Annotated in this window: 10 protein-coding genes; all 10 read left to right on the plus strand. The window is 40.7% G+C overall.

The features are described from left to right. The first annotated feature begins 267 nt into the window (after nucleotides 1-267). The 10 genes from O3622_RS04365 (at nucleotide 268) to O3622_RS04410 (ending at nucleotide 12,725) form a co-directional block, all read left to right on the plus strand. Nucleotides 268-3,660: an SIALI-17 repeat-containing surface protein gene (locus O3622_RS04365; RefSeq protein ID WP_371607088.1), complete on the plus strand. Its 3,393-nt coding sequence runs from the start codon at nucleotides 268-270 to the stop codon at nucleotides 3,658-3,660. 233 nt (nucleotides 3,661-3,893) lie between these two features. Next, nucleotides 3,894-4,592: an N-acetylmannosamine-6-phosphate 2-epimerase gene (locus tag O3622_RS04370; protein WP_007521184.1), complete on the plus strand. Its 699-nt coding sequence runs from the start codon at nucleotides 3,894-3,896 to the stop codon at nucleotides 4,590-4,592. A 113-nt stretch (nucleotides 4,593-4,705) separates the two neighbouring features. Further along, nucleotides 4,706-6,034, plus strand: a complete 1,329-nt coding sequence (locus tag O3622_RS04375; RefSeq protein WP_000672117.1) for an extracellular solute-binding protein — start codon at nucleotides 4,706-4,708, stop codon at nucleotides 6,032-6,034. A 219-nt stretch (nucleotides 6,035-6,253) separates the two neighbouring features. Beyond that, on the plus strand, nucleotides 6,254-7,120 hold the full coding sequence (locus tag O3622_RS04380) for a carbohydrate ABC transporter permease (RefSeq protein WP_001209416.1): 867 nt from the start codon (nucleotides 6,254-6,256) through the stop codon (nucleotides 7,118-7,120). Nucleotides 7,121-7,135: 15 nt separating this feature from the next. Continuing rightward, nucleotides 7,136-7,975, plus strand: a complete 840-nt coding sequence (locus tag O3622_RS04385) for a carbohydrate ABC transporter permease (RefSeq protein ID WP_001192118.1) — start codon at nucleotides 7,136-7,138, stop codon at nucleotides 7,973-7,975. Between the two features lie 444 nt (nucleotides 7,976-8,419). After that, complete coding sequence (locus O3622_RS04390) at nucleotides 8,420-8,872, plus strand: YhcH/YjgK/YiaL family protein (RefSeq protein WP_371607090.1); 453 nt, start codon at nucleotides 8,420-8,422, stop codon at nucleotides 8,870-8,872. A 20-nt stretch (nucleotides 8,873-8,892) separates the two neighbouring features. Continuing rightward, nucleotides 8,893-9,537 carry a YesL family protein gene (locus tag O3622_RS04395; protein ID WP_371607092.1) on the plus strand — a complete coding sequence of 215 codons (645 nt, stop codon included), beginning with the start codon at nucleotides 8,893-8,895 and terminating at the stop codon, nucleotides 9,535-9,537. Between the two features lie 170 nt (nucleotides 9,538-9,707). Beyond that, nucleotides 9,708-10,625, plus strand: a complete 918-nt coding sequence (locus O3622_RS04400; protein ID WP_001281472.1) for a dihydrodipicolinate synthase family protein — start codon at nucleotides 9,708-9,710, stop codon at nucleotides 10,623-10,625. A gap of 17 nt (nucleotides 10,626-10,642) precedes the next feature. Next, nucleotides 10,643-11,539 carry an ROK family protein gene (locus tag O3622_RS04405; protein ID WP_000150239.1) on the plus strand — a complete coding sequence of 299 codons (897 nt, stop codon included), beginning with the start codon at nucleotides 10,643-10,645 and terminating at the stop codon, nucleotides 11,537-11,539. A gap of 421 nt (nucleotides 11,540-11,960) precedes the next feature. Next, a complete protein-coding gene (locus O3622_RS04410) occupies nucleotides 11,961-12,725 on the plus strand; it encodes a class I SAM-dependent methyltransferase (protein ID WP_049479674.1) in 765 nt (254 codons plus the stop codon). Nucleotides 12,726-12,777 lie beyond the last annotated feature (52 nt).

A 12,777-nucleotide genomic window follows, 5' to 3' on the forward strand; every position in this document is an offset into this window, starting at 1 on the left:
TATTAAAATATTCTTAAAAGTAAAATCTATTCTGTAGGAACACAGATGTAAATATAAGACTTTATTGTATAATAAAGGAAAAGTCACTTGTGAAAGGAGGAAAAAGGCTGCTGGGTGCTTAAAGAATTCCTCAGCAGAAAATGGGAGAGGATTGGAAGCTCTCATTAAGTTGGATATTTTCTTGTAAAACTTGTCTCTTGAAGAGACAATAAAAATTTTTAAAGAAAAAAGAAAGCGCTTTATTTTATGAAAAATGAAAGGACAAACATGAATTACAAATATTTAAATCGGAAACAGCGATACGGAATTCGAAAATTTGCAGTTGGGGCGGCATCTGTAGTGATTGGTACAGTGGTATTTGGAGCAAATCCAGTCTTAGCTCAAGAGCAAGCCAATGCAGCAGGGGCCAATACAGAAACTGTCGAACCTGGTCAAGGTTTATCAGAATTGCCAAAAGAAGCGTCCTCGGGAGATCTTGCTCATTTGGATAAGGATTTGGCTGGTAAATTGGCAGCAGCTCAAGACAACGGCGTTGAGGTGGACCAAGACCATTTGAAAAAAAATGAGAGTGCAGAATCAGAAACCCCATCCTCTACCGAAACCCCTGCAGAAGAAGCAAATAAGGAAGAGGAATCAGAGGATCAGGGAGCGATTCCTCGTGATTATTACTCAAGAGATTTAAAAAATGCTAATCCTGTCCTTGAAAAAGAAGATGTTGAAACCAATGCAGCAAATGGTCAGAGAGTTGATTTATCAAGTGAACTAGATAAACTAAAGAAACTTCAAAATGCTACAGTTCACATGGAGTTCAAACCAGATGCATCATCTCCACGCTTTTACAATCTCTTCTCTGTATCCAGTGACACCAAGGAAAATGAGTATTTTACTATGTCGGTCCTTGATAATACAGCTCTTATTGAAGGGCGTGGCGCTAACGGAGAGCAGTTCTATGATAAGTATACAGATGCCCCTTTGAAAGTTCGCCCTGGACAATGGAATTCCGTGACCTTTACTGTCGAACAACCGACAGCGGAGTTACCTCATGGTCGAGTTCGTCTCTATGTGAACGGTGTCTTATCTCGAACAAGTCTCAAATCTGGTAACTTCATTAAAGATATGCCAGATGTTAATCAAGCTCAACTTGGAGCAACCAAACGGGGCAATAAAACAGTTTGGGCATCAAACCTACAAGTTCGAAACCTAACCGTTTACGATCGTGCTTTAAGCCCAGATGAAGTTCAAACACGAAGTCAATTATTTGAAAGAGGTGAATTGGAACAGAAACTTCCTGAGGGAGCAAAAGTCACTGAGAAAGAAGACGTATTTGAAGGTGGTAGGAACAATCAACCAAATAAAGATGGTATCAAGAGTTATCGTATCCCAGCTCTTCTCAAGACAGATAAAGGAACGCTGATTGCAGGAACGGATGAAAGACGTTTGCACCATTCTGACTGGGGAGATATTGGGATGGTTGTTCGTCGCAGCTCAGATAATGGAAAAACATGGGGAGACCGAATCGTAATCTCAAATCCTCGTGACAATGAGCATGCTAAACATGCAGATTGGCCATCTCCAGTCAATATTGATATGGCCTTGGTGCAAGACCCTGAAACAAAGAGAATTTTTGCAATTTATGACATGTTCCTTGAAAGTAAGGCAGTATTTTCATTGCCGGGGCAAGCTCCGAAAGCTTATGAACAAGTGGGAGATAAAGTTTATCAAGTTTTATATAAGCAAGGAGAATCAGGTCGCTATACAATTCGAGAAAACGGAGAGGTTTTCGACCCTCAAAATAGAAAGACAGATTATCGTGTTGTCGTTGACCCTAAAAAACCAGCCTACAGCGATAAGGGAGATTTGTATAAAGGGAATGAGTTAATCGGAAATATTTATTTTGAATATAGCGAAAAGAATATTTTTAGAGTTTCCAATACCAACTACCTATGGATGTCCTACAGTGATGACGATGGGAAGACTTGGTCTGCACCAAAAGATATTACACATGGGATTCGGAAAGATTGGATGCACTTCCTAGGAACTGGACCTGGTACGGGGATTGCCTTACGTACAGGACCTCATAAGGGAAGACTGGTGATTCCAGTTTATACAACAAACAACGTTTCCTACCTAAATGGTTCACAATCATCTCGTGTAATTTATTCAGATGATCATGGAGAAACATGGCAAGCAGGGGAAGCAGTTAATGATAACCGCCCAGTAGGCAACCAAACCATTCACTCTTCAACCATGAATAATCCAGGTGCCCAAAATACGGAGTCGACTGTAGTTCAGTTGAATAATGGGGATCTCAAGCTCTTTATGCGTGGGTTGACTGGCGATCTTCAGGTTGCGACCAGTCATGATGGAGGAGCAACGTGGGATAAGGAAATCAAGCGATATCCTCAAGTAAAAGACGTTTATGTTCAAATGTCCGCTATTCACACCATGCATGAAGGAAAGGAATACATTCTACTAAGCAATGCTGGTGGTCCTGGACGCAACAATGGTTTGGTTCACCTAGCTCGTGTTGAGGAGAATGGTGAGTTGACGTGGCTAAAACACAATCCTATACAAAGTGGTAAGTTTGCTTACAACTCACTCCAAGATCTCGGAAATGGCGAATATGGTTTGCTTTATGAGCATGCGGATGGCAATCAAAACGATTATACTTTATCCTATAAGAAATTCAACTGGGATTTCTTAAGCAAAGACAGAATTTCTCCTAAAGAAGCAAAAGTAAAATATGCCATCCAAAAATGGCCAGGTATTATCGCCATGGAGTTTGATTCGGAAGTATTGGTCAACAAGGCTCCGACCCTTCAGTTAGCAAATGGTAAAACAGCAACCTTCATGACCCAGTACGATACAAAAACTCTCCTATTCACAATAGACCCAGAGGATATGGGGCAAAGGATTACAGGTCTAGCTGAGGGTGCAATTGAAAGCATGCACAATTTACCAGTTTCTTTAGCTGGCTCTAAACTAAGCGATGGTATTAATGGCAGTGAAGCTGCTATCCATGAGGTTCCAGAGTTCACAGGTAGTGTTAATGCTGAGGAAGCCCCAGTGGCAGAGATACCAGAGTACACTGGACCATTGGCAACAGTAGGTGAAGAACCAGCTCCAACAGTAGAAAAACCAGAATTCACTGGTGGTGTCAATGCTGAGGAAGCCCCAGTGGCAGAGATGCCAGAGTACACCGGTCCATTATCAACAGTAGGCGAAGAAGCAGCGTCAACGGTTGAAAAGCCTGAATTTACAGGTGGTGTCAACGCTGTTGAGGCAGCAGTCCATGAACTTCCAGAGTTCAAGGGTGGAGTCAATGCAGTTCTAGCAGCCTCAAACGAGCTTCCGGAATATAGAGGAGGTGCTAACTTTGTCTTGGCAGCTTCAAATGACTTGCCAGAGTATAAGGGTGGAGTCAATGGTGCTGAGGCAGCAGTCCTTGAAGTGCCAGAGTACAAGGGAGACACCAATCTAGTATTAGCAGCTGCAGACAACAAACTGTCTCTAGGCCAAGATGTGACCTATCAAGCGCCAGCAGCTAAACAAGATGAACTTCCAAATACAGGAAGTAAGGAAACAAACTCACTGATTTCCCTTGGTCTTGCAGGTGTTCTTTTATCCTTGTTTGCATTTGGCAAGAAGAGAAAAGAATAATAAGTAAAAGCTATTTGAGTAAGTCTCAGAAGAGATAGCAGGTTTTTCAGCCTGCTATCTTTTTTTATGATATTCAGGTTGATTTGAAATCATAAGAGGTCTGAAACTACTTTCAGGATAGTCTGTTCTATAAAATAGTTTTGAAACTGAAATCCATTCTACTACAAGCTATTGAAAGCGCTTAACAAATGATATATAATAAGCCCATAAGAACAAGAAAGGGAGGAAAGAGGATGCCACAGATCAGCAAAGAAGCCTTGATTGAACAAATCAAAGATGGAATCATTGTCTCTTGCCAGGCACTTCCTCACGAACCGCTTTATACAGAAGTGGGAGGAGTCATTCCCTTGCTAGTCAAAGCGGCTGAGCAAGGTGGAGCAGTCGGTATCCGAGCAAACAGTGTTCGCGATATCAAGGAGATTAAGGAGGTTACGAAACTCCCGATTATCGGGATTATCAAACGTGACTATCCGCCACAGGAGCCTTTCATTACAGCTACGATGAAAGAAGTGGATGAACTGGCTGAACTAGACATCGAGGTCATTGCTCTGGATTGCACCAAACGTGAACGTTACGACGGTTTGGAAATTCAGGACTTTATCCGACAAGTCAAAGAAAAATATCCGCATCAACTCTTAATGGCTGATACTAGCACGTTTGAAGAGGGTATAGCAGCAGTTGAAGCAGGAATTGATTTTGTTGGAACAACGCTATCAGGTTACACCTCTTATAGTCCCAAAGTAGATGGTCCAGACTTTGAACTGATCAAAAAACTGTGTGAAGCAGGTGTGGATGTCATCGCTGAAGGGAAGATTCATACACCAGAACAAGCCAAACAAATCCTTGAATATGGGGTGCGAGGTATCGTTGTTGGTGGGGCTATTACTAGACCAAAAGAGATTACGGAACGCTTTGTTGCCGGTCTTAAATAACACAATCTCAAAACAGAGGAGAGTGGTTGATGCGTCGGATAAAATGAAAACGTATACAAATATAAAGAACTCATTATCCAATATGGATACGCTTATCAATTAGGAGAATACAAATGAAATTTAGAAAACTAGCTTGTACAGTACTTGCGGGTGCTGCGATTCTTGGCCTTGCGGCTTGTGGTAATTCTGGTGGAAGTAAAGATGCTGGAAGCTCTAGTAGCGATAGCGGAAAAACAGAAATCACTTGGTGGGCATTCCCAGTCTTCACACAAGAAAAAACTGGTGACGGTGTTGGAACTTATGAAAAATCAATCATCGAAGCTTTTGAAAAAGCAAATCCAGATGTAAAAGTGAAATTGGAAACCATCGACTTCAAGTCAGGTCCTGAAAAGATCACAACAGCCATCGAAGCAGGAACAGCGCCAGACGTACTCTTTGACGCACCAGGACGTATCATCCAATACGGTAAAAACGGTAAATTGGCTGAGTTGAACGACCTCTTCACAGACGAATTCGTCAAAGATGTCAACAACGAAAACATCGTACAAGCAAGTAAGGCTGGAGATAAAGCTTACATGTATCCAATCAGTTCAGCTCCATTCTACATGGCTATGAACAAGAAAATGTTGGAAGATGCTGGAGTTGCAAACCTTGTAAAAGAAGGTTGGACAACTGATGACTTTGAAAAAGTTTTGAAAGCGCTTAAAGATAAAGGCTATACACCAGGTTCATTGTTCAGTTCTGGTCAAGGGGGAGACCAAGGAACACGTGCCTTCATTGCAAACCTTTATGGCGGTTCTGTAACAGACAAAGACGTAACCAAATATACAACAGACGATCCTAAATTCGTCAAAGGTCTTGAAAAAGCTGCTAGCTGGATTAAAGACGGTTTGTTGAACAACGGTTCACAATTTGACGGTGGAGCAGATATCCAAAACTTTGCCAACGGTCAAACTTCATACACAATCCTTTGGGCACCAGCTCAAAACGGTATCCAAGCGAAACTCTTGGAAGCAAGTAAGGTAGACGTGGTAGAAGTACCATTCCCATCAGACTCTGGTAAACCATCTCTTGAATACCTTGTAAACGGATTTGCAGTATTTAACAACAAAGACGATAAGAAAATCGCAGCTGCTAAGAAATTTGTTCAATTCATCGCAGATGACAAAGAATGGGGTCCTAAAGACGTAGTTCGTACAGGCGCCTTCCCAGTTCGTACTTCATTTGGTAAACTTTATGAAGACAAACGTATGGAAACAATCAGTGGCTGGACTAAATACTACTCACCATACTACAATACTATCGATGGATTTGCTGAAATGAGAACACTTTGGTTCCCAATGTTGCAATCTGTATCAAATGGTGACGAAAAACCAGCGGATGCTTTGAAAGCCTTCACTGAAAAAGCTAACGAAACCATCAAAAAAGCTACAAAACAATAAGCACTAAGTCAGATTGATTCCCCCCTTTTCCCTGTGCACTACGGTGTAAGAAAAGGGGGACTTTTGTTTGAAATGGTAGGAACTGTCACGAAATTAAAATGAAGTTCTTACATAAGCGAATCTTAAAAAATTTCATTTTGGTTTTAAAACAGTTCAAGAAAATCAAAAACTATTCTATTTGAAAGAGAGGTGCCGACTGTGAAAGTTAATAAAATTCGCATGCGGGAAACAGTGATTTCCTATGCTTTCCTAGCACCAGTATTATTCTTCTTTGTCATCTTTGTCTTGGCTCCTATGATTATGGGATTCATTACAAGTTTCTTTAACTACTCCATGACGAAATTTGAGTTTGTAGGCTTGGACAACTACATTCGTATGTTTAAAGATCCTGTCTTTACCAAGTCTTTGATCAATACCGTTATCCTAGTTATTGGATCAGTACCAATTGTTGTACTCTTCTCGCTCTTTGTAGCATCTCAAACCTATCATCAAAATGCTATTGCTCGATCTTTCTATCGTTTCGTCTTCTTCCTACCAGTTGTAACAGGTAGTGTTGCCGTAACGGTTGTATGGAAATGGATCTATGACCCCCTATCAGGGATTCTAAACTTTGTCCTTAAGTCAAGTCATATCATCAGCCAAAACATTTCTTGGTTGGGTGATAAAAACTGGGCTTTGCTAGCGATTATGATCATCCTTTTGACAACATCTGTTGGTCAACCGATTATCCTTTATATCGCTGCTATGGGAAATATTGATAACTCACTAGTTGAAGCAGCGCGTGTTGATGGTGCGACTGAATTTCAAGTCTTCTGGAAGATCAAATGGCCTAGCCTTCTTCCAACAACTCTTTACATCGCAATCATTACAACCATCAACTCATTCCAATGTTTCGCCTTGATTCAGCTCTTGACTTCTGGTGGTCCAAACTACTCAACAAGTACCTTGATGTACTACCTTTACGAAAAAGCCTTCCAATTGACAGAATACGGCTATGCAAACACTATCGGTGTATTCTTGGCAATTATGATTGCGATCGTAAGTTTTGTTCAATTTAAAGTACTTGGAAACGACGTAGAATACTAAAGAAAGGAGACAGCTATGCAATCTACACAAAAGAAACCATTAACAGCTTTCACTGTTATTTCAACGATTATCTTACTCTTGTTGACCGTGCTGTTCATCTTTCCATTCTACTGGATTTTGACAGGGGCCTTCAAATCACAGCCTGATACCATTATGATTCCACCACAATGGTTCCCTAAAGCTCCAACAATGGAAAACTTCCAACAACTCATGGTGCAAAACCCTGCCATGCAGTGGATGTGGAACTCTGTATTTATTTCATTGGTAACTATGTTCTTGGTTTGTGCAACCTCTTCTCTAGCAGGTTATGTACTAGCTAAAAAACGTTTCTATGGTCAGCGCATTCTCTTTGCAGTCTTTATCGCTGCCATGGCTCTTCCAAAACAAGTTGTCCTTGTACCATTGGTACGTATCGTCAACTTCATGGGAATTCACGATACTCTTTGGGCAGTTATCCTGCCTTTGATTGGATGGCCATTTGGGGTCTTTCTCATGAAACAGTTCAGTGAAAATATTCCAACAGAATTGCTTGAATCAGCTAAAATCGACGGTTGTGGTGAAATTCGTACTTTCTGGAGCGTAGCCTTCCCTATTGTGAAACCAGGATTTGCAGCCCTTGCAATCTTTACCTTCATCAATACTTGGAACGACTACTTCATGCAGTTGGTTATGTTGACTTCACGTCAAAACTTGACCATCTCACTCGGGGTTGCGACCATGCAGGCCGAAATGGCAACCAACTATGGTTTGATCATGGCGGGTGCAGCTCTTGCAGCCGTGCCAATCGTAACCGTCTTCCTTGTCTTCCAAAAATCCTTCACACAGGGTATTACTATGGGAGCTGTTAAAGGATAACACTCTGCGAAAATCGAATTCAGACAATGTCAGCATCACCTTGCCATACTTAAGTATTGCCTGCGGTTAGCTTCCTAGTTTGTTCTTCGATTTTCATTGAGTATAAGAGAATACAGAGTTATAAGTGTCTACAAAATGTTGGGTATTTGTATGCCATAGAGATTTTGTCAGACACTTATAAACTTAAGAATGAACTCTTTTCATGATACTAGTTAGAGTAGGTTTGTTTTATTGTATCTATTTCCCGCTTTAGTGGTATCTAAGATAAGCACCTAACGCTTTATCTTAGACGGAATTTTTGAGACTGACGATGAAAGAGCAAAAGGATCAAAAATTAGGAATGAAATACCGAAGGAATTTGCTTCCGTCCGCACTATTACAGGGAAATAGAAAAGGAACATTCGAAACTGAAAAATAGTAACTATCAGAAACGAAGGAAACAGTATGATTTTTGACGATTTGAAAAACATCACCTTTTACAAAGGGATTCATCCCAATCTAGATAAGGCTATCGACTATCTCTACCAGCACCGTAAGGATTCTTTCGAACTCGGTAAGTATGAGATTGACGGGGACAGGGTCTTTCTAGTTGTTCAGGGAAATGTCCTCAATCAGGCTGAAAATGATCAATTTGAGCACCATAAACACTATGCAGATTTGCATTTGCTGGTAGAAGGACATGAATATTCGAGCTACGGTTCACGTATCAAAGACGAGGCGGTAGCATTTGACGAAGCGAGCGACATTGGTTTTGTCCATTGTCATGAACGCTACCCACTCTTGTTGGGTTATCACAATTTTGCGATTTTCTTCCCAGGAGAACCGCATCAGCCAAATGGCTATGCAGGTATGGAAGAGAAGGTTCGCAAATATCTCTTTAAAATTTTGATTGATTAAAAGAATCAGGAGGAGCAAACATGGCACAAAAAGGAGTAAGCCTGATCAAGGCAGCATTTGATACAGATAATTTTCTCATGCGTTTCAGTGAGAAGGTCTTGGATATTGTGACAGCCAATCTTCTTTTTGTTGTCTCTTGTTTGCCTATCGTGACGATTGGAGTGGCGAAAATCAGCCTCTATGAGACTATGTTCGAGATTAAGAGAAGCAGACGGGTACCAGTCTTTAGAACTTATATAAGGGCCTTCAAGCAAAATCTAAAACTGGGGCTTCAGTTGGGTTTGCTAGAGTTGGGCATTGTGTCATTAAGCTTTCTAGACCTCTATCTTTTCTGGGGCCAGACAGCTTTACCTTTTCAGATTGTGAAAGCTATTTGTTTGGGGATTCTCATCTTCCTCACTCTGGTGATGCTGGCTAGTTATCCCATCGCTGCCCGCTATGATCTATCTTGGAAAGAAGTGCTGCAAAAAGGGCTTATCTTGGCAAGTTTTAACTTTCCATGGTTCTTCCTCATGTTAGCCATTCTCTTTCTCATTGTGATGGTTCTTTATCTATCCGCCTTCACTCTCCTTTTGGGAGGATCAGCTTTTATCCTCTTTGGTTTTGGTTTGCTAGTCTTTCTCCAAGCAGGATTGATGGAGAAAATCTTCGCCAAATACCAGTAGGATGACTTGTTTCTGAAACTACTTTCAATCGTTACAGTTTCTAAAATACAAGTAGAAACTAAAATCTAAGTGTATATAAGATATTGAAAGCGATTTTCACAAGGTGTATACTAAACTTGTAAAGAATAGAACTGCTCTCAGCAGAAAAAAGAAATCTTAGGAGAAAATCTATGTCAGATTTAAAAAAATACGAAGGTGTCATTCCAGCCTTCTACGCATGTTATGATGATCAAGGAGAGGTAAGTCCAGAGCGTACGCGTGCCTTGGTTCAATACTTCATTGATAAGGGAGTTCAAGGTCTCTATGTCAATGGTTCTTCTGGTGAATGTATCTACCAAAGTGTGGCAGATCGCAAGTTGATTTTGGAAGAAGTCATGGCAGTTGCCAAGGGCAAATTGACTATCATCGCTCACGTAGCTTGCAACAATACCAAAGATAGTATGGAGCTTGCTCGCCACGCGGAAAGCTTGGGTGTAGATGCCATTGCAACGATTCCACCGATTTACTTCCGCTTGCCAGAATACTCAGTTGCCAAATACTGGAATGATATCAGTGCTGCAGCTCCAAACACAGACTACGTGATTTACAATATTCCTCAATTGGCAGGTGTTGCTTTGACTCCAAGTCTCTACACTGAAATGTTGAAGAATCCTCGTGTTATCGGTGTTAAGAACTCTTCTATGCCAGTTCAAGATATCCAAACCTTTGTCAGCCTTGGTGGAGAAGACCACATCGTCTTTAATGGTCCAGATGAACAATTCCTAGGTGGTCGCCTCATGGGTGCCAAAGCTGGTATTGGTGGTACTTATGGTGCTATGCCAGAACTCTTCTTGAAACTTAATGAGTTGATTGCAGAGAAAGATTTGGAAACAGCGCGTGAATTGCAATACGCTATCAACGCAATCATTGGCAAGCTCACTTCTGCTCATGGAAATATGTACGGTGTGATCAAAGAAGTCTTGAAAATCAATGAAGGCTTGAACATTGGTTCTGTCCGTTCACCATTGACGCCAGTGACTGAAGAAGATCGACCAGTTGTAGAAGCAGCTGCAGCCTTGATTCGTGAAACCAAGGAGCGCTTCCTCTAATCCATAAGGAGGTATTTATGACACACTACGTTGCAATTGATATCGGTGGAACCAACATCAAATATGGTTTGATTGACCAAGAAGGCCAACTTGTTGAATCGCATGAAATGCCAACCGAGGCGCATAAGGGTGGACCTCATATCTTACAAAAGACAAAAGATATCGTAGCCAGCTATATAGAAAAAGGCCCAGTAGCAGGTGTTGCCATTTCTTCTGCAGGAATGGTGGATCCTGATAAGGGTGAGATTTTCTATGCTGGTCCTCAGATTCCCAACTATGCAGGAACCCAGTTCAAGAAGGAAATCGAGACGAGTTTTGCTATTCTTTGTGAGATTGAAAATGATGTCAACTGTGCAGGTCTTGCTGAGGCAGTATCTGGTTCAGGTAAGGGAGCGAGTGTCACACTTTGCTTGACCATTGGAACAGGTATCGGTGGTTGCTTGATTATGGATGGGAAAGTCTTCCATGGATTTAGCAATTCGGCCTGCGAAGTCGGTTACATGCACATGCAGGATGGAGCTTTTCAGGATCTTGCTTCTACGACAGCCTTGGTTGAGTATGTAGCAACAGCTCATGGAGATTCAGTTGATCAGTGGAATGGGCGACGCATTTTCAAGGAAGCTACCGAAGGAAACAAGATCTGTATGGCTGGCATTGACCGCATGGTAGACTATTTAGGAAAAGGTCTGGCAAATATTTGCTACGTTGCCAATCCAGAAGTGGTCATTCTCGGTGGCGGTATCATGGGGCAAGAAGCTATCCTCAAACCGAAGATTCGCGCAGCCTTGAAGGCCGCCTTGGTACCAAGCCTAGCTGAAAAAACACGATTAGAATTTGCCCATCACCAAAATACAGCAGGGATGTTGGGTGCCTATTATCATTTTATACTCAATGAAAATCAAAGAGCAAAGTAGGAAGCTAGCCGTAGGCAGTACTTGAGTACGGCAAGGTGAAGCTGACGTGGTTTGAATTTGATTTTCGAAGAGTATCAAGACAAAACAATCCTAGTTTGGAGCTATAGAATTAAGAAAAACACTGAATCACTACTTGAGTGAAAACTGTTTTGCTTAATTCTTTTTTTATTGAAAAATTTGAGCCAAAGGAGGTAATCGTGAGAAACTAGGAGAAAATAACTACCTTGCATAAGAAGTTAAGGCGAGAGCAATTCTATCATCCATTTAATTGATATTTAGCTTGACTAAATGGGAAAATGTGGAAAAATGATATAATGAGATGGACGAAAAATTGATAAATTAGAATTTCTAGAGGTGAGAGAAGTGTGGCAACACATCCAACTTAAATCGAAATCATATAAAATTACGAGGAGATTGTAAGATGAGTAATTATATAAAATTAAATGAAGATAGATGGAATAATGTAAAAAACGACTATACTGAGCCATTGACACATGAAGAATTAGAAGAAGCTAGAAAGCATCCAATTTCTGTCGCCTTAACTGTGGGGAAAAAAGTTCCGACAGAATGGTTTGAAAAAGCCAAGGGAAAAAAGATATTAGGGTTAGCTTGTGGTGGTGGCCAGCAGGGTCCCGTTTTTGCTGCAAAAGGTTATGATGTCACCATCATGGATTTTTCTAAATCACAATTAGAAAGAGATGAAATGGTTGCCAAAAGAGAAGGCTTAAAAATCAATACCGTTCAAGGCGATATGACAAAACCATTTCCATTTGAAAATGAAACTTTTGATATTATTTTTAATCCGGTTTCAAATGTATATATAGAAGATTTAGAAAACATGTATAAAGAAGCCTCTCGCGTATTGAAAAAGGGCGGTTTGTTAATGGTCGGATTTATGAATCCTTGGATCTACATGTATGATGCTGACACTGTATGGGACAAACCCGATGAGGAATTACTGTTAAAGTTTTCAATCCCTTTTAATTCAAGAGAGCTTGAAGAGGAAGGTAAAATCACCATCAATCCAGAATATGGATATGAATTTAGCCATACCTTAGAAAGTCAGATTAGAGGACAACTTAAAAATGGTCTCGCTATGATCGATTTTTATGAATCATGTGATAAAAGACATCGATTATCACCTTATGGAAATGATTATATCGCTACACTTTGCATTAAACTATAATCTTATAGAACGTACTTCTGAAGAATAGCTCGTTTTATTTTACGATTAGAAT

The sequence above is a fragment of the Streptococcus sp. 27098_8_51 genome (assembly GCF_041432205.1).
GTDB lineage: Bacteria > Bacillota > Bacilli > Lactobacillales > Streptococcaceae > Streptococcus.